Here is a 17,116-nt window from a genome sequence, read left to right as displayed (position 1 = left end):
TTTCGTAACTTGTGAGTTCGGGTTATAGAAAACTCGTGCCGTGCGGACCTTGCGCGATGCCGAGATGCTCTGCAACGCTTTCCCCAATGTCGGCGTAGGTTTTTCTTCCACCGACACCCCTGCCCGCGATACCGGGGCCCGTTGCAAGAACCGGGACGTTTTCCCTCGTGTGATCGGTTCCCTTCCAAGTCGGATCGCAGCCGTGATCGGCGGTCAGCACCAGCAAGTCGCCATCACGCATCTTGCCGATCATTTCCGGCAAACGCTTATCGAAATGCTCAAGTGCGGCTGCATATCCGGGAACATCGCGACGATGCCCATAAAGGGAGTCGAAATCGATGAAATTGGAAAACACGAGGTCGCCGTCGTCAGCCATATCCATGGCTTCGAGGGTCTTGTCGAAGAGCTGGTCGTTGCCGGCCCCTTTCAGGACTTTCGCAACACCCTGATGGGCAAAGATGTCCGAGATTTTCCCGACGCCGATGACCGTGCGACCGGCTTCGGTCAGCCGGTCCAGCAAGGTCGGTTCCGGAGGCAGGACGGAATAATCGCGCCGGTTTGCCGTGCGCTGAAACGTCTGCGAGGTTTCGCCGGAGAACGGCCGGGCAATCACCCTCCCGATGTTGTAGGGATCGGCAAACTTCCGCGTGATCTCGCACAGTTCGTAGAGTTTCTCCAGACCGTAGTGGTCTTCATGCGCTGCAATCTGGATAACGGAGTCCGCGGAGGTGTAGAAAATCGGCTTGCCGGTTCTGACGTGCTCCTCGCCTAGCTCCTCGATGATCACCGTCCCGGATGCATGCTTGTCGCCAAGTATGCCGTCCAGACCGGCCTCGTCGCTGATCTTCGCGATGAGATCGGCAGGAAACGTCGGGATGGTTTCCGGAAAATATCCCCAGTCGAACCGCACAGGAACGCCGGCGATTTCCCAGTGACCGGACGGCGTATCCTTGCCGTTCGACACTTCCGCTGCAAACCCCCACAAGCCTTCGGGGTCGCCACCGAACTCAAGCCCCGGAATGTCATTGCCGGTGGACAGGCGCCCCGCTGCACCAAGGCCCAACCGATCCATGTTGGGGACCGTCAAGGGACCACTGCGCAGCCCCTCCCGGTCGCCGTCGCACGCGGCGCAGCGCTCGGCGATATGTCCCAGGGTGTCGGACCCGGCGTCGCCGAACGCCCCGGCGTCAGCCGCACCGCCAATGCCGAAACTGTCCAGCACGCACAGGAATGCTCGCGACATGGGTGTCTCCTCAATTCTGTTTTTTGCCGGCCCCAAGGACCGGAGTGTTGCCGATGCGTTCGATCACGCAGCAATATGATCCACGACGCTCGGGTTGTCGGGAACGTCGATTGCGTCCCCGACCGTATAGGCATTTCGAACGGCAATAGCCGCCGCTTCCGCTTCCGCTTCAGAGCGCGCGTGAACGATCGCAAGCGGCGCGTCCGCGTCGACGGAGTTTCCGATGCCGGCAAGGTCGGTCAGGCCTACGGACGGATCGATCACGTCGGCAGCCGCCCGCCGTCCGCCACCGAGAGCAACCACGGCAACGCCAACGGCACGTGCGTCGACGGCGGTAACCGTACCCTCTTCGTCCGCGTAAACGGGTGCCTGCACCGGCGCCTTGGCGAGATAGAGCTCACTCTTTTCCATGAAGTCGACGGGACCACCGAGCGCGTGCACCATCTGACCGAACTTTTCGGCGGCTTCGCCGCTGTCGAAAGCTTCGCGCATCATGTTCGCACCCACGTCGGCCGTCGGCGCGATGCCACCGGACGCGAGCAACTCACCACCCTGGGCGACTGTCACGTCCCAAAGCCGGTTATCGACAGCCGTACCTTTCAGGAAGTCGACGGCGTTTTGCATTTCGACGGCGTTACCGGCGGCAGACGCCAGCGGTTCGTTCATGTCGGTAAGAAGCGCGGTTGTCTTCAGACCAGCGCCGTTGGCGACCAGAACCAAGCTTTCAGCGAGCGCTCTTGCTTCCTCGAGCGAGGCCATGAAGGCACCCGTTCCCCATTTGACGTCGAGCACCAGTCCCTGAAGGCCTGCTGCGAGCTTCTTTGACAGGATCGAGGCCGTGATCAGATCGATGCTCTCCACCGTCGCGGTGACGTCTCGAATGGCGTAAAAACGCTTGTCCGCCGGAGCCAGATTACCGGTCTGGCCAATGACCGCGCAGCCGATATCGCGCACCACTTTCTTGAACAGAAGATTGTCCGGCTGGGTCTGGTAACCCGGAATGCTGTCGAACTTGTCGAGCGTGCCGCCGGTATGCCCCAGTCCCCGGCCGGAGATCATCGGAACGGCCGCGCCACAGGCGGCAAGCGCCGGAGCAAGCATGAGCGAGACATTGTCACCCACACCGCCGGTGGAGTGCTTGTCGAGGATCGGAGCATCGACCTCCATCCAGTCCATCACGTCGCCGCTGTCGCGCATGGCGAGCGTCAACGCCACGCGCTCCTCAACGCTCAAGCCCTTGAAGAAAACGGCCATGGCGAGCGCGGAGACCTGCCCTTCGGTGACCGAACCGTCGGCGAGCCCCTTGACGAAGAAGGCTATTTCTTCCGCGTCGAGCGTGCCCCCGTCGCGTTTCTTGCGAATTAGTTCCTGCGGCAGCATGTTTATCGATCCTTTTTGCGCCGTTAGTAGCCCTGGCCGGTGGCCGCGTCCCTGCCTTCGATCGTTGCGATCAAGGCATCCAGCAGACCGCTGGCGCCGAACCGGAAGGTGGAGGCAGACGCCCAATTGTGACCCATGATCCGGTCGGCGAGCGCAAGGTAAGATTCCGCATCCTCGCTTGTCCTGATACCGCCGGCAGGCTTGAAGCCGATCACGCGCTCCGCATTGTCGCGACGCGCTTCTTCGATCGCGGTCAACATGATTTCCGCAGCTTCGAGTGTCGCGTTGACGACAACCTTGCCTGTTGAAGTCTTGATGAAATCGGCGCCCGCTGCGATGGCCACATTGGAGGCAGCGTGGATGAGAAGCGGATCCTTGATCTCACCGGTCTCGAGGATCACCTTCAGGATGGCCGGCTCCGGAACAGCCGCCTTGACCCGAATGATCTGTTCCTCCGCAAACCCCTTCCGGCCGGAAGCGAATGCTTTGTAGGCCATGACAAGGTCGATTTCGTCGGCACCATCGGCAATTGCTTGCCGGGTCTCGGCAACAACCGCTTCCGTGTCTTCACCGCCCTCGGGGAAATTGACCACGGTCGCAACCTTGACGCCCGTGCCGGTCAGTTCCTTCGCAGCCTGTGCCACAAAACGCGGCCAGACACATACGGCGGCAACAGAGCCGTGGTCGGTAACGGTGCGCCCGGTCAGCGCAGTAATGTCGTCCGGTGTGCAGTCGTCGTTCAGGTTGGTCAGATCGACCAGGCCCAAGGCGCGTTTAGCGTTTTCAATCACATCACTCATCAGCCGACCTCCTTCACAAAAGACCGTACCAGTTCTTTCATGCGTTCCATGCCCTTCAGCGCGACGGCTTTGGTTTCGTCATGAGACAGGGCGTGTGTCTGCATACCTGCGCCGTAGTTGGTGATGATCGACATGGCCGCGACCTTCATGCCAAGGAACCTGGCGATAATAACCTCCGGCACTGTGGACATGCCGACAGCGTCGGCGCCGAGCATCTTGGCCAGGCAGATCTCAGCCGGTGTCTCGAAGGACGGTCCGGAGAACCACATATAGACGCCTTCAGCGATCGGATCGCCGGTTTCGGCGGCCACTTTCTTCATGGCATCGCGCAAGCCTGCATCATATGCGGCGCTGAGATCCAGAAACCGCTTCTCGTCCTCTTCGCCGATCAGCGGGTTCTTGCCAGACCAGTTGATGTGATCGGAAATCAGCATCGGCGATCCGGGCGCGACTTCCTCTCTCAGGGACCCGGCGGCATTGGTTGCCAACAGAATTTCGCAGCCAAGCTCTTTCAGGGTTTCGACCGGTGTGCGCATTACGGTCGGATCGCCCGACTCATAATAGTGTGCGCGCCCGGACAGGATCACGACCGGCACACCTGCCAGCGTCCCGGCGACAAGTTCACTGGAGTGGGACGTCACCGTCGAGACCGGGAATTCGGTCAGGTGACCGTATGGGATGCGAACGGCATCTTCGACCTCTTCAGCCAGGGCGCCCAGCCCGGACCCGAGGATCATGCCAATTTTGTAGGAACCCTGACGGGCAGCACGGACAATGTCCGCGCATTCACGGCCGTAACCACTCATTGAGGGTCAGTCCTTCTTGTCTTTTGTTTGGTCTTCAAGTTCAAATGCGGCAGGCAGCAGCTCCTCCAGCGTGAAGCTCCGCTTGATGCCGTTCAGGTCTGCAACATGTACTACCAGATTGTCGGTGCCGAATTCGGCAAAACGCTGGCGGCAAACACCACACGGCGTGCACAGTGCCGCATCTCCCACCACAACGGCTTCCTCAATTTCGCGGTAGCCGGCCGCAATCATTGCGCTAACTGCACCGCCCTCAGCGCAAACGCTGACCGGATAGGACGCGTTTTCGACATTGCAGCCTGTAAACACCGTCCCGTCCGGAGTGCGGAATGCAGCTCCGACCTGAAATTTCGAGTAAGGCGCGTAGGCCTTTTCGCGCACCGCTTTGGCAGCATCGAAGAGAGCATCCAAGTCGCTCATGAGCGTTCCTTCAGATACGGGATACCGGCGGCTTTCGGCGGAATTGCCTTGCCGATGAACCCGGCCAGCAGGATTACGGTCAGAACGTAAGGCAGCGCCTGGAAGAACTGAACCGGAATCTCGCCGACGCCCGGGAGTTCCTGGCCCTGCATACGGATGGCAACGGCATCAAGGAAACCGAAGAGTAGGCACGTCAGCATGGCACTCGCCGGCCGCCACTTTGCGAAGATCAGAGCCGCGAGCGCGATGAAACCCTTACCCGCCGTCATGTTGACACCGAAGCCGGCTCCCTGGGCGATCGAAAGATACGCGCCGGCAAATCCACACAGGATACCGCAGGCAATCACGGCACGATAGCGCAACCAGGTTACCGAGATGCCCGCCGTATCGACCGCCGCCGGGTTTTCGCCCACGGCACGCAGGCGCAGTCCGAAACGCGTTCTAAAGAGGATCCACCAGGTTAGCGGGACCGCTAGGAAGGCCGCGTAAACAAGGATGTTGTGGCTTGAAAACAGCTCGGCATAAATCGGACCGATGATCGGGATCTCCCGGATCTGCTCGGCAAACGGCCAGACGATGTCCCCAAAGCGGCCTCCTTCCGGCAGTGCGGGCGTCCGGCCACCCTGCCGGAACCAGGTCTGGCCGAGAAGCGCCGTCAGACCGGCGGCCAGGAAATTGATTGCCACGCCGGAAACGATCTGGTTGCCCCTGTTGGAAATCGAGGCAAAGCCGTGCAGCAGCCCGAGCGACACTGAAACAGCAATGCCCGCGAGCAGGCCGAGCCAGGCATTGGCGGTGATATAGGCCACGGCCCCCGCGCCGAATGCGGCACCGAGCATCTTTCCTTCCAGACCGATGTCGACAACACCGGAACGCTCCGAATAAAGACCGGCGAGACACGCCAGCAGGAGGGGCGTTGACAGGCGAACGGTGGAATCGAGGATCAGGATAAAATCTTCGAACATGATTACGCCTCCTTCGCCTTAAGGGCCGGTGTGAACAGCCGGATAATTGCGGGTCGGAACATATACTCAAGGGCACCGGCAAAGAGGATCACCAGACCCTGAATGACGATGATCATGTCACGCGTGATGTTCGGCATTTCGAAAGAAAGTTCTGCACCGCCCTGGTAGAGCATCCCGAACAGGATGGCCGCCAGAATGATGCCGACCGGATGCGCTCGGCCCATGAGCGCAACGGCGATGCCGACAAAGCCGTAGCCGGTCACAAAATCGATGAGCAGCCGGTGCTGGGACCCCATGATCTCGTTGATTGCCATCATGCCGGCGAGACCGCCGGAGATCAGCATCGTGATGACAATCGTGCGGACCGGAGAAATGCCTGCATAGACTGCGGCGGTCGCATTTGCGCCGAAGGAGCGGATTTCATAACCGAGCTTGGTTCGCCAGATCAGCAGCCAGACCAGAAGACAGGCGGCCAGCGCAACGAACAGCGACAGGTTGACGGGGGCATAGCCAAAGCCGAAGGAGGGAAACAGATCATTGAGGAACGGCAAACGGCCGCCATCTTCAAATGTGCGCGTTTCCGGCTGCATGGAGCCTTCTTCCTTCAACAGCCCGTTGAGCAGGTACACCATCAGCGAAGAGGCGATGAAGTTGAACATGATGGTCGTGATGACCACGTGGCTGCCCCGGGTTGCCTGCAGCCAGGCCGGAATGAACGCCCAGGCAGCGCCCATTGCGGCCGACCCGACAATCGCAAAGGGCAGCGTCAGATACCAGGGGACGATGCCGTCCAGAGCCAGACACGCCATCGCGACGCCCAGGCCGCCGATATAGGCCTGCCCTTCGCCGCCGATGTTGAACAGTCCGGCGTGAAAGGCGACGGCGACCGCAAGCCCGGTGAAGATGAAGTTGGTTGCATAAAACAGCGTGAAACCGATGCCTTCGCCGTAACCGAGCGATCCCCAGACCAGGATCTGGACGGCCTCGAGCGGATTTTCGCCGATCAGGATCACAACAAGACCGGAGACGAGAAACGCGGCGGCAAGGTTCAGGAAGGGGATCAGACCCAGGTCGACCCAACGCGGCAACTGACCAGCGGTCATTGGACACCTCCTTCAAGTGACTTGCTGTTGGTGTCGACACCCGCCATCAGAAGGCCGAGATCACCTTCCTCGGCATTCGCGCCGCGCTCGCCGACAATCCTGCCGTCGAACATGACCAGCACTCGGTCTGAAAGCGCCCGGATTTCATCGAGTTCCACGGACACAAGCAGGATGCCCTTGCCGGCATCGCGCATTTCCACGAGACGGCGGTGAATAAATTCGATGGCGCCGATGTCGACGCCCCTTGTCGGTTGACCGACCAGAAGAACTTCCGGGTCCCGCTCGATTTCGCGGGCAAGCACGATTTTCTGCTGATTTCCACCGGAGAAGTTTGCCGTCTTGAGCATGGGGTTCGGCGGCCGGATATCGTATTTTTCGATTTCATCGACCGCGTTCTTCTTGATAACCGAGAGGTCCATCAGAAGGCCCTTCGAATAGGCCGGATCGCGATGGTAGCCGAGAATGGAATTCTCGTATTCGGTAAAGCTGTTGATCAGTCCCATGCGGTGCCGGTCTTCCGGCACGTGGCCCATGCTCTTGTCACGCATGTCGGCGGCATCAAGTGTGCTGGTGCCCAGATCGATGGTTTCACCGTTGATTTTGAGAACACCTGTCGTGGCGCTGCGAATGCCCGCAAGAGTTTCAAGCAGTTCGGACTGCCCATTGCCCGAGACGCCGGCAATGCCGACGATCTCACCGGCCCGGACCTCGAAGGAAACATCCTTGACCACCTGGACGCCACGGCTGTCGGTCACGGTCAGGTTGGAAACCTCCATGACAGGTGCCTGCGGTTCTGCCGGTTTCTTGTCGACCCGCAACAGGACAGAGCGTCCGACCATGAGTTCGGCGAGCTGTTCCATGGACGTATGTTCCGTCTCAACCGTCGCGACCATCTCGCCGCGCCTCATGACCGAAACCGTGTCGGTGATCGCCATGATCTCCCGCAGCTTGTGCGTGATCAACAGGACCGTTTTGCCCTCGTTCTTGAGAACTTCAAGGATCTTGAACAGGTGATCCGCCTCAGCGGGTGTCAGAACGCCCGTCGGCTCGTCCAGAATGAGGATTTCGGCGCTCCGGTAGAGCGCTTTCAGGATTTCCACGCGCTGTTGAAGTCCGACTGGTAGATCTTCGATCAGGGCGTCCGGATCGACCCGAAGCTCATACTCGTCTTCCAGCCGCTTCAACTCCGAGCGCGCCCGGGTGAGGCCTCCGGCAAGCAGCTGGCTGTCTTCTGCGCCCAGAACGACATTTTCCAGTACCGAGAAATTGTCTACCAGCATGAAGTGCTGGTGAACCATGCCGATCCCCATTGCGATCGCTGCCTTGGAATCGGGGATCGTTACCTTCTGGCCGTCAACAAATATGTCGCCTTTGTCGGCCTGGTAGAACCCGTAAAGAATCGACATGAGCGTCGACTTGCCGGCACCGTTTTCTCCGATGATCCCGTGAATGGATCCTTTCTTCACGACAAGGTCAATATCCTTGTTGGCGTGAACCGGGCCGAAGCTCTTGTTGATCTTGCGCAGTTCGATTGCCGGTGTTTCGCTCATGCCTTCCCCCAGGCGTGACGGTTTTTCTTTGTCATTGTTGATTGCCCCCTGCCGCAACCGGTTTTTCAATAAGGACACGCGCCTTCGGTAACGACATCATGAACCTTGATGGTGCCATCAGAAATTCGTTCGACAGCCGTATCCGCCGCCGATTTCATCTCGTCCGATATGAGCGAGGCGTTGTTTTCGTCGAGCACCCAGTCCATGCCGCCTTCCGCAAGGCCGAGCACCTGGATGCCTGGCTTGAACGTGCCGTTTGCCGCTGACTGGAAACTGTCATAGACCGCATTGTCGACGCGCTTGCGGATGGATGTCAGGACCTTGCCGGGATGCAGACCGTTCTGATTGCTGTCGGTTCCGATGCCCAGCACATCAGAATCTGCGGCCGCCTGCAGAACCCCGAGGCCGGTTCCACCGGCCGCCTGGATGATTACGTCAGCGCCGCGCTGGATCTGCCCGATGGCCAATTCGCCGCCCCGAACCGGGTCAGTGAAGGCGGCGGGGGTGTCCCCGGTCATGTTGAAGAGGACCGTTATGTCCGGATTGACCGCAAGCGCTCCTTGCTTGTAGCCGCACAGGAAACGCCGGATGATCGGAATGTCCATGCCGCCGACAAAACCGATGGTGCCGCTTTCGGTCGCCATGGCCGCCAGGAGACCGGCGATATAGGCACCTTCCTGTTCCTTGAACACGTAGGAGCGCACATTCGGCTGATCGACGACCATGTCGACAATGGCAAAGTCAGTCTCGGGAAATGTGGGCGCAACCTGTCCCAGAGCGTTGGCCTGGTTGAAACCGATGGCAACGATCGGCTCGGCACCACGGCTCGCGTAATTGCGAAGCGCCTGAAGGCTTTGCGAATCCCGGTCCAACTCGAACTCTCTCACGGCCGTTCCGGATTTCTCCGCAAACCGTTTCACGCCGTTATAGGCGCTTTCGTTGAACGAACCGTCGAACTTGCCGCCAACGGAATAGACGATCGCGGGATCGGCAAGAGCAGCCGACGCGGCGAACACGGCAGCGTAGACCGCGGAAAAAACACACGATTTGAAGCGGAACATCCGATCCCCCAGCAGCAGGATTGGGCGGCAGGCTGATTTCAGAAGGAGGCCTCCGCACCGGAGTGCGGAGGCCGAAAGGAGATTGCCTTAGTTCGGGCAGGACTCGTCGGACATGTAGTCGTGAACGACGATTTCACCGGAGATGATCTTCTGGGAAGCCTCTTCCACGGCTGCCTTCATCTCGTCGTTGACGAGTTCGGCATTGTTATCGTCAAGCGCCCAATCGACGCCGCCTTCCTTGAGACCGAGAACCTCGAAGCCGGACGACCAGTTGTCGTTTTCAGAGTCTTCGAATGCCTGGTAAACGGCAATGTCAACGCGCTTCAGCATGGATGTCAGGACGGAGCCCGGGTGCAGGCCGTTCTGGTTGCTGTCGACGCCGATGCCCAGCTTGCCGGCATCTGCGGCCGCCTGGAGCACACCAATGCCCGTGCCGCCGGCTGCGTGATAGACAACGTCAGCACCGCGGTCGAACTGGGATTTGGCAAGCTCACCACCCTTGACCGGATCGTTCCAAGCCGCACCGGTGGTGCCGGTCATGTTTTCGAAGATTTCAGCGTCCGGATTGGCCGCAACGACGCCCTGCTTGTAGCCGCAGGCAAACTTGCTGATGAGCGGGATATCCATGCCGCCGACAAAACCGACCTTGCCGGTTTCCGATGCCATCGCAGCCAGCAAGCCGACGATGTAGGAGCCTTCATGCTCCTTGAAGAGGATGGAACGGACGTTCGGCAGATCGACGACCATGTCGACGATGGCAAACTGGGTGTCCGGAAACTCGGCGGCGACTTTTTCAACGGCGTTGGCCTGGGAAAAGCCGATTGCAACGATCGGGTTCATGCCACGCTTTGCAAAGTTACGCAGCGCCTGTTCGCGCTGGCTGTCGTTCTGGATTTCGAAGTCACGATACTCGATGCCGTAGTCCTGCTTGAATTTCTCGGCGCCGGTATATGCGGCTTCGTTAAACGACTTGTCGAAACGGCCGCCCAGATCGTAGAGCACGGCCGGCTTGCTGTCAGCGGCTGCGCTCACAACAGTGAAGGCCAATCCGGCAAGCGCCGTGCCGATGGTTAGAAACTTTTTCACGTTTATGTCCTCCGACATGCGGGGGCCCGTCTTCACTGACCGGCCCGTTTCCCCTCGAGACCCAGCCGCCTCATGCGGACTGTGCCAGCTGCAATCCGACCCGGGAACTCAGAGCCCTCGCAAGGGTCTCGTCCGCCACCAGATCGGTAATGACACCGGTGCGCAGCGCAGCAAGCGTGGCATCCACCTTGCTTTCTCCACCCACCAGCGCAATCACGCGGCGCCCGCGCACTTCGTCGAAGTGCAGTCCGACGGCACAGTCGCCGAGCGGATTGGGAGCCAGTTTTCCTTCTATCGTCAAAAAGCGGCCCATCAAATCACAGACCGCCCCGCAAGACATCAGTTCTTCCTGTTCCTGCTTTGAAATCATGCCACGCTGCACCAGGTGGCCCTCGTTCTCGACCGACCCGAGACCGATCAGAAAGGCGTCGGACTGGCGCGCGCGCGCCATCAGGTCCTGCACGCTGCGCTGCGTCAGGAACATCGCCTTTTCATCAGGACTTTCCGCAAAATATGGAACGGGCAGGTAATATCCGATCCCGCCTGTCCGTTCCTGCATTTTTTGAACGATGTCATACGGGTTTGCGGCCAGCGTGCGGGTGAGCGAGCCGCAGATTGACATGATTTCCAGATCGGACCGCGCCGTTTTCGGCAAGGCTTCGACTGCGGCGGTCATTGTCCGGCCCATGCCGACCCCAAGCCGTGTAACGCTCGTGCCCGTCAAAAGCCCGGTCAGGAACTGCGACGCCGAGACGGCGATTGCTCGCAGCGCACCTTCATCATCTCCGCCGCCAAGGTCCGGCGCGATGATGCAATTGGTCAGGTTGAAGTGGCGGGAAAGTTCTTTTTCGAGCTGCAGGCATTCCATCGGCCTGCCGTCAACCTGAAACTTCACGTAACCGGCCTTCTGGGCATGGGCGATGAGGCGGTGCACCTTGGCCGGCGACACACCCAGCTGCGAAGCGATCTCACCCTGCGTCCGGCCGCCGACAAACGACAGCCAGGCCGCCCGGATGGCCATATATGATGTCCAATCGTCTTCGCGCGCCTGCATTCGCGTCGACACCTTCCCTCGGGCCGGCCAGAAGACGTGCCGCACCCCGCCAACGATACGCGGCTCCGTTAAGGAGCTCATTTCTGCCGACGCCTTCAATTGCAAAATGCGCCGAAAAATTCTTCACTATGTGAGAATTTCTTCAGATCATGACCAGCCTGAGCGCGCCAGTCAACAAAAAAAACTCCCGAATTTTGGGCATTTTGCTGCTTTCCTGGGCAATCGACCCTGAATTCGACGGGTGATCGGCACGGCAAATTTTGCCGCCTGGTGTCAGAAACGTGACTGTGCTGGGCAATTTTTGCCTAGCAATCCGGCAATTAATTCCTATCTGTGGAATATACGCACTCCGTGCACATTTGATTTTGCCAGATAAATTGATTTCGGCTACTTTTGGCATGTAGCTTGCTAAGTAAATTATCAAACTAACCCAAGGCATTCGTATCGCCTAAGTGAAAATCACAAGGATCAAAAAAGACGAGTAACAGAACAACAAAATAAAAATGGGGAGACGTGGCAACAGGCCTGCCAGGCCGAAATTAGGAGAAACCTATGCGTCTCGACATAACGAAAAACTGTGCACTGACAGTTGCAAGACTACTGTCCTTTATCGGAGCGGCCATACTGCTCACCGCCCCCGCCACAGCCCGGGATTACCGTCCTGCGCTGCCTGCCTCTGCGCAATATTCCTACAATCCGGCCAATGAAGTGGACGTCGAACTCGTTCTGGCTGTCGACATTTCCCAATCCATGGATACCGAAGAACAGGAAGTTCAGCGTGCCGGCTATGTTTCGGCCCTGACCTCGCAGGAATTTCTTGATGCGATCCAGGTTGGCCCGATCGGCCGTGTCGCCCTGACCTATATGGAATGGGGCGGTGTCGACGAGCATTTCATCGTTGCGGAATGGATGGTCGTTCAGGATGCGGCTTCCGCATCTCATTTTGCCTCGAAAATCGCAGAAGCTCCCCTTCGGCAGGTTCAACGAACATCGATTGCGTCTGCCTTGCAGAAATCCGTTCAGCTCGTAGAGAACAACCAGTACATCGGACTGCGCCGCGTGATCGACATTTCCGGTGACGGACCGAACAATCAGGGCGGCTCGGTGACCGAGATGCGCGACCGGATGATTGCCTCGGGTGTGACCATCAACGGCCTTCCGCTGATGATGAAGTCGAACAAGAACACCTGGCAGGCCATGCTCAACCTCGACCACTACTACGAGGATTGCGTTATCGGTGGCCCTGGATCGTTTGCGATACCCGTCAGATCGAAGGAAGGATTCGCAGATGCGATCCGGATGAAGCTTGTATTGGAAATCGCGGGACTGCACCTCAACGACCACCGGCCCGTGATACAGCACGCCTCTGCGCGTGAGCCAGTGCGGTGTAATCTCTTCGACTGATCAAGCCGCGTTTTCTCCTTTTTTCCTGCCGTGTTCCAGACGGGAGCACGGCCTTTTTTGTCTTAAGCGACCCTTAGAACCTTACTGCAAATGACCCGGTTTTGCCGGTTTCGCCCTTGCCAAGTCACTTCACCCTTTGCGCTTCACACTCTTTGCGGCTAATACCAATCCGCCGCCCGTCGCATCGCAAAGAGGAACTGCAATGTCCGACACACCTACGCTCGCGCTTGTCGCCCATGACGCGAAAAAGGATGCCATGGTCGCGTTCGCTGAGCGTCACCGGGAGAAACTGGCTGCCTTCGATCTTGTCGGCACGGGAACGACCGGAGGACGCGTCAAGGAGGCCTGTCCGGAACTCTCCCTCACCCGGTTGAAGAGCGGCCCGCTCGGCGGCGACCAGCAACTGGGCGCCATGATCGCCGAAGGCAAACTGCAGGGCATGTTCTTCTTTGTCGACCCCCTGACACCCCTGCCGCACGATGTTGACGTCAAGGCGTTGATGCGTCTGGCGCTCGTCTATGACATTCCAATGGCACTAAACGAATCCACAGCGGATATCCTGCTGCGCTCCGCCCGCTTGCGCGGCCTCAAAACAACGTCCGACACGCCCGAGGTCGGCACGGCTGCATCATGAGTTTTTCCGAGCGATCAAAATCCTTTGCCTATCCCGTTCTTGTTGCCGACATTGGCGGAACCAATGCCCGGTTCGCTTTGGTCGATCACTCCGATGCGCTCACTCGAATGTGCGGCAAAACCGCGACCGCGGACCATCCCGACATTTCTTCCGCGATCCGCGAAGTTGTCTTCCCTGAGGCGGAAACGAAGCCCCGGACCGCCATTATCGCCGTTGCCGGTCCGGTGACAGGCAATGTCATCCCGCTTACGAACGCTGCCTGGGTGATCGAGCCGCTGGCAATGATTTCAGAGCTCGGGCTTGAGGAAGTCGTGGTGCTGAACGACTTCGAAGCCCAGGCCCTCGCACTGCCCGGTTACAGCGGTCTTGATGTCGAGCAGATCGGCCGTGGTGCCGTGCGCGCGGAAAGCGCAAAATTCGTCCTGGGTCCGGGCACCGGTCTTGGCGCAGCGGCAATGATCTATGCGGCCGGCACCTGGGTGCCCGTTCCTGGCGAAGGCGGTCATGTCGAACTCGGGCCGGTGACACCGGAGGAAGTCGAGATCTGGCCCCATATCGAGCGTGTCGGGGGCCGCATCGGCGCAGAACAAGTCTTGAGCGGAACTGGCATGCCTCGCCTCGCCCGTGCCGTGACCAAATGGATGAATGTCGAACGGCAATTCGACACGCCGGCGAGCATTACCCATGCAGCGGAAGACAATGACCCTGCAGCGGTCAAGACGCTCGAAGTCTTTGCGCGAAGTCTCGGGCGCGTCGCCGGTGATTTCGCGCTCACCGTTCTTGCGCGAGGCGGTGTCTATCTGACGGGCGGCATCACGCCTAGGATAACCCGCTTTCTGACCGATGGTGGTTTCAGAGCCGCTTTCGAGGCAAAAGCGCCACATCAGACGCTGATGGCAAAGATCCCGACTTTCATAGTACGCCACTCCAATCCGGCGCTTGAAGGTCTGGCCTCCTTTGCGCGCGCGCCCGGAGACTTTGCAGTCGACATGCATGGCCGCCAATGGACAGCAAAGCGCGCCAGCCTGCCGGACTGATGCGGCCGGCATGACCGCTTTCCGCACCTTTTCATCTCCGCTTCCCATCGACGGCGTGCTGCCTGACCTTCTCAGGACACTGGAAAGCAACACCAACGCTGTGCTCGTTGCAGAGCCCGGTGCCGGCAAGACCACCCGCGTGCCGCTTGCCCTTCTTGATGCCGATTGGCGGCAAGACGGCAAGATCCTTGTTCTCGAACCCCGCCGTCTCGCAGCGCGTGCAGCCGCAAGACGCATGGCCGGCGAACTCGGTGAAAAACCCGGAGAAACGGTGGGTTACCGGGTGCGCATGGAGACGAAAGTCAGTTCCAGAACGCGGATCGAAGTTGTAACGGAGGGGGTTTTCACCCGCCTCATCCTCGACGATCCCGAACTGACCGGCGTTGCGGCAATCCTCTTCGATGAGTTCCACGAACGCTCGCTCGACGGCGACCTCGGGTTGGCGCTCGCGCTGGAGGTGCAGTCAGCGCTTCGCGAAGACCTCCGCCTTCTGCCCATGTCGGCAACGCTGGATGCTGCCTCTATCTCCAGTCTGCTCGGCAATGCTCCGGTGCTGGAAAGCAAGGGCCGTAGTTTTCCGGTGGAGACAAAATATCTCGGCCGGGAGCCCAAGGACCGGATCGAGCCGCAGGTTGTTCGTGCGATCCAGCAGGCCCTGCGCGAAGAGACGGGATCGCTGCTGGTGTTCCTACCCGGACAAGGCGAAATCCGCCGCACGGCAGACCTCATCTCCGGCAAACTTCCGGCCCATTGCCAGGTAGCGCCGCTTTACGGCGGCCTCGACGCGAAGGCGCAGGACGCGGCAATCCGGCCGGTAGACAAGGGCACGCGCAAGATCGTTCTCGCCAGCGCAATCGCTCAGACCTCTCTGACCATCGAAGGCGTGCGTGTCGTTATTGATTGCGGACTTGCGCGCGTGCCGAGATATGAACCACAGACGGGCCTGACCCGTCTTGAAACCGTGCGTGTTTCGCGCGCTTCTGCTGACCAGCGCTGGGGCCGCGCAGGACGGACGGAGCCAGGTGTCTGCTACAGGCTTTGGGATGAAGCACAAACCGTGTCCCTTCCCGCTGCCGAAGCGCCGGAAATCCTGGAAGCCGATCTCACCGGCCTTGTCCTTGACCTTGCGGCCTGGGGCACGCTCGATCCGTCTGGCCTGGCCTTTTCCGATCCGCCCCCGCCAGCGGCCTGGAGCGAGGCAAAATCGCTTCTGGCCGACCTTCACGCGCTTGACCCAGCCGGTCATCTGACGCCTCAGGGAAAGGCACTTTCCAGCCTCCCGCTGCACCCCCGTCTTGCCCACATGGTGATCGAGGGCAGCGACCGTGGTCTTGGCGAGACGGCTTCACTGGTCGCGCTCCTTCTGTCAGAGCCGGGCCTCGGCGGACGTGATCCGGACCTGCGCCGCCGCCTTCAAAACCTTCGGAGCGACAAGAGCCAGCGTGCCCGGGACGGCCGTGCCCTTGCATCGCGATGGTTGAAGCTCGCCGGCGGTAATTCTGACGCAATCGACATTGAAAGCGCAGGCCTTCTATTGGCGCTTGCCTATCCGGACCGGGTCGCCCAGGCGCGCGGTCAGACCGGCCGGTTCCGGCTTGCCAATGGAAGAGGCGCTGAACTGGAGCGCGAGCACGGTTTGGCAGCTGAGCCTTTTCTCACGGTCGCGGACATCCAGGGCAAGGCCGCAAGCGGCCGCATTCAGCTCTGCGCACCGATTTCCCGGACGGAAATCGAAGACCTGTTTGCCGATGATATTATCGAAGAGGATGAGGTGCAGCTTACCGGTGACGGCGCTCTCAAAGCCCGCCGCGTCACCCGCTACAAAGCGGTTGAGCTGCAGTCGGCGACCATCAGGTCCGCAGACCCGACTGCCGTCGAAAAAGCTCTTGTTGGCGAAATCAGGCGGCGTGGCGTTTCGCGATTGCCCTGGAGCAAGGACCAGCAACGGCTGCGAAAGCGGATTGCCTATGTCCGGGAGAACGGCGGAAGCGATCTGCCCGACCTGTCGGATCAAACTCTGACCGACACGCTGGACACCTGGCTGCAGCCCTACCTGTCGGGCCTGACAAGCCTGGACAAGCTCGATGCCGCCTTGCTCGGCAATGCGCTTTCCGGCCTCATGCCTTACGACGCTTCAGCCAGGCTTGACGAGCTCGCCCCCTCCCACTTCACCGCCCCGACGGGCAGCAAGGTGCCGATTGACTATGGCGCCGCCGCCGGGCCGACGCTTTCCATCCGCGTGCAGGAGCTGTTCGGACTGAAGGATCACCCAAGTGTCTGCGGCGGCAGGCTGCCGCTGATCCTGGAATTGCTCTCCCCCGCACAGCGCCCAATCCAGATCACGAAGGACCTGCCTGGTTTCTGGGCGGGGTCGTGGTCGGATGTCAAAGCAGATATGAAAGGCCGTTACCCGAAACACCCCTGGCCGGACGACCCGACGGAGGCCGAGGCAACCCGGCGAGCGAAGCCGCGCGGGACGTGACATGCGTTCCTGCCTTCTCCTCCACCGACGCCGGTTTCGATTGATCGTTGGTCTTTCTCGTGGTTTGATTCAGCCACTTGGCTGAACCATCGAG

15 protein-coding genes are annotated in these 17,116 nt (G+C 59.9%); 4 read left to right on the top strand and 11 right to left on the bottom strand.

Annotation, left to right across the window (positions count from 1 at the left end; genetic code table 11):
• Positions 1-22: 22 nt before the first annotated feature.
• The 11 genes from RBB47_RS26215 to RBB47_RS26165 all read right to left on the bottom strand — a co-directional run bounded on the left by RBB47_RS26215 (position 23) and on the right by RBB47_RS26165 (position 11,546).
• Positions 23-1,243 (bottom strand): phosphopentomutase, encoded by a 1,221-nt coding sequence (locus RBB47_RS26215; protein ID WP_305988872.1) that lies wholly within the window; start codon positions 1,241-1,243, stop codon positions 23-25.
• Positions 1,244-1,306: 63 nt separating this feature from the next.
• Positions 1,307-2,623 (bottom strand): thymidine phosphorylase, encoded by a 1,317-nt coding sequence (deoA, locus tag RBB47_RS26210; RefSeq protein ID WP_305988871.1) that lies wholly within the window; start codon positions 2,621-2,623, stop codon positions 1,307-1,309.
• Positions 2,624-2,646: 23 nt separating this feature from the next.
• The gene (gene deoC, locus RBB47_RS26205; protein ID WP_305988870.1) at positions 2,647-3,423 is read right to left on the bottom strand and encodes a deoxyribose-phosphate aldolase; all 777 of its coding nucleotides are present in this window, start codon (positions 3,421-3,423) and stop codon (positions 2,647-2,649) included.
• On the bottom strand, positions 3,423-4,229 hold the full coding sequence (locus RBB47_RS26200; RefSeq protein ID WP_305988869.1) for a purine-nucleoside phosphorylase: 807 nt from the start codon (positions 4,227-4,229) through the stop codon (positions 3,423-3,425). Before RBB47_RS26200 ends, deoC begins: the two co-directional genes overlap by 1 nt.
• A gap of 6 nt (positions 4,230-4,235) precedes the next feature.
• Entirely contained in the window at positions 4,236-4,646 is a 411-nt protein-coding gene (locus RBB47_RS26195; protein ID WP_305988868.1) for a cytidine deaminase, read from the bottom strand.
• A complete protein-coding gene (locus tag RBB47_RS26190) occupies positions 4,643-5,611 on the bottom strand; it encodes an ABC transporter permease (RefSeq protein ID WP_305988867.1) in 969 nt (322 codons plus the stop codon). The genes RBB47_RS26195 and RBB47_RS26190 overlap by 4 nt, the downstream gene beginning before the upstream one ends.
• A 2-nt stretch (positions 5,612-5,613) precedes the next feature.
• Positions 5,614-6,714 carry an ABC transporter permease gene (locus tag RBB47_RS26185; RefSeq protein ID WP_305988866.1) on the bottom strand — a complete coding sequence of 367 codons (1,101 nt, stop codon included), beginning with the start codon at positions 6,712-6,714 and terminating at the stop codon, positions 5,614-5,616.
• A complete protein-coding gene (locus RBB47_RS26180; protein ID WP_305988865.1) occupies positions 6,711-8,264 on the bottom strand; it encodes an ABC transporter ATP-binding protein in 1,554 nt (517 codons plus the stop codon). The genes RBB47_RS26185 and RBB47_RS26180 overlap by 4 nt, the downstream gene beginning before the upstream one ends.
• A 65-nt stretch (positions 8,265-8,329) precedes the next feature.
• Positions 8,330-9,325 (bottom strand): BMP family protein, encoded by a 996-nt coding sequence (locus RBB47_RS26175; protein ID WP_305988864.1) that lies wholly within the window; start codon positions 9,323-9,325, stop codon positions 8,330-8,332.
• 87 nt (positions 9,326-9,412) lie between these two features.
• A complete protein-coding gene (locus RBB47_RS26170; protein WP_305988863.1) occupies positions 9,413-10,411 on the bottom strand; it encodes a BMP family protein in 999 nt (332 codons plus the stop codon).
• A 70-nt stretch (positions 10,412-10,481) separates the two neighbouring features.
• A complete protein-coding gene (locus tag RBB47_RS26165; RefSeq protein WP_305988862.1) occupies positions 10,482-11,546 on the bottom strand; it encodes a sugar-binding transcriptional regulator in 1,065 nt (354 codons plus the stop codon).
• A gap of 471 nt (positions 11,547-12,017) precedes the next feature.
• Here RBB47_RS26165 and RBB47_RS26160 point away from each other — a divergent pair, with 471 nt between their 5' ends.
• From RBB47_RS26160 to hrpB, 4 genes are all read left to right on the top strand, one after another.
• Positions 12,018-12,869, top strand: coding sequence for a DUF1194 domain-containing protein (locus RBB47_RS26160; protein WP_305988861.1), 852 nt, complete (start codon positions 12,018-12,020; stop codon positions 12,867-12,869).
• A gap of 202 nt (positions 12,870-13,071) precedes the next feature.
• Positions 13,072-13,503 carry a methylglyoxal synthase gene (locus tag RBB47_RS26155; protein ID WP_305988860.1) on the top strand — a complete coding sequence of 144 codons (432 nt, stop codon included), beginning with the start codon at positions 13,072-13,074 and terminating at the stop codon, positions 13,501-13,503.
• Positions 13,500-14,540 (top strand): glucokinase, encoded by a 1,041-nt coding sequence (gene glk, locus RBB47_RS26150; protein WP_305988859.1) that lies wholly within the window; start codon positions 13,500-13,502, stop codon positions 14,538-14,540. Before RBB47_RS26155 ends, glk begins: the two co-directional genes overlap by 4 nt.
• Before the next feature lie 10 nt (positions 14,541-14,550).
• Complete coding sequence (gene hrpB / locus RBB47_RS26145; protein ID WP_305988858.1) at positions 14,551-17,022, top strand: ATP-dependent helicase HrpB; 2,472 nt, start codon at positions 14,551-14,553, stop codon at positions 17,020-17,022.
• The last annotated feature ends 94 nt before the right edge of the window (positions 17,023-17,116 follow it).

It is taken from the genome of Roseibium sp. MMSF_3544, from assembly GCF_030732845.1.
Taxonomy (GTDB): domain Bacteria; phylum Pseudomonadota; class Alphaproteobacteria; order Rhizobiales; family Stappiaceae; genus Roseibium.
The sequence above is the reverse complement of the archived record's forward strand: the minus strand, read 5'-3'. Positions and strand labels throughout refer to the sequence as shown.

Excerpts from the sequence above, each read along its gene's own strand:
- glk (WP_305988859.1), top strand. The coding sequence starts at position 13,500 with ATGAGTTTTTCCGAGCGATCAAAATCCTTTGCCTATCCCGTTCTTGTT.
- RBB47_RS26175 (WP_305988864.1), bottom strand. The coding sequence starts at position 9,325 with ATGTTCCGCTTCAAATCGTGTGTTTTTTCCGCGGTCTACGCTGCCGTG.
- RBB47_RS26165 (WP_305988862.1), bottom strand. The coding sequence starts at position 11,546 with ATGAGCTCCTTAACGGAGCCGCGTATCGTTGGCGGGGTGCGGCACGTC.
- RBB47_RS26195 (WP_305988868.1), bottom strand. The coding sequence starts at position 4,646 with ATGAGCGACTTGGATGCTCTCTTCGATGCTGCCAAAGCGGTGCGCGAA.
- RBB47_RS26215 (WP_305988872.1), bottom strand. The coding sequence starts at position 1,243 with ATGTCGCGAGCATTCCTGTGCGTGCTGGACAGTTTCGGCATTGGCGGT.
- RBB47_RS26200 (WP_305988869.1), bottom strand. The coding sequence starts at position 4,229 with ATGAGTGGTTACGGCCGTGAATGCGCGGACATTGTCCGTGCTGCCCGT.
- RBB47_RS26180 (WP_305988865.1), bottom strand. The coding sequence starts at position 8,264 with ATGAGCGAAACACCGGCAATCGAACTGCGCAAGATCAACAAGAGCTTC.
- deoC (WP_305988870.1), bottom strand. The coding sequence starts at position 3,423 with ATGAGTGATGTGATTGAAAACGCTAAACGCGCCTTGGGCCTGGTCGAT.
- RBB47_RS26185 (WP_305988866.1), bottom strand. The coding sequence starts at position 6,714 with ATGACCGCTGGTCAGTTGCCGCGTTGGGTCGACCTGGGTCTGATCCCC.
- RBB47_RS26160 (WP_305988861.1), top strand. The coding sequence starts at position 12,018 with ATGCGTCTCGACATAACGAAAAACTGTGCACTGACAGTTGCAAGACTA.
- RBB47_RS26155 (WP_305988860.1), top strand. The coding sequence starts at position 13,072 with ATGTCCGACACACCTACGCTCGCGCTTGTCGCCCATGACGCGAAAAAG.
- hrpB (WP_305988858.1), top strand. The coding sequence starts at position 14,551 with ATGACCGCTTTCCGCACCTTTTCATCTCCGCTTCCCATCGACGGCGTG.
- RBB47_RS26190 (WP_305988867.1), bottom strand. The coding sequence starts at position 5,611 with ATGTTCGAAGATTTTATCCTGATCCTCGATTCCACCGTTCGCCTGTCA.
- deoA (WP_305988871.1), bottom strand. The coding sequence starts at position 2,623 with ATGCTGCCGCAGGAACTAATTCGCAAGAAACGCGACGGGGGCACGCTC.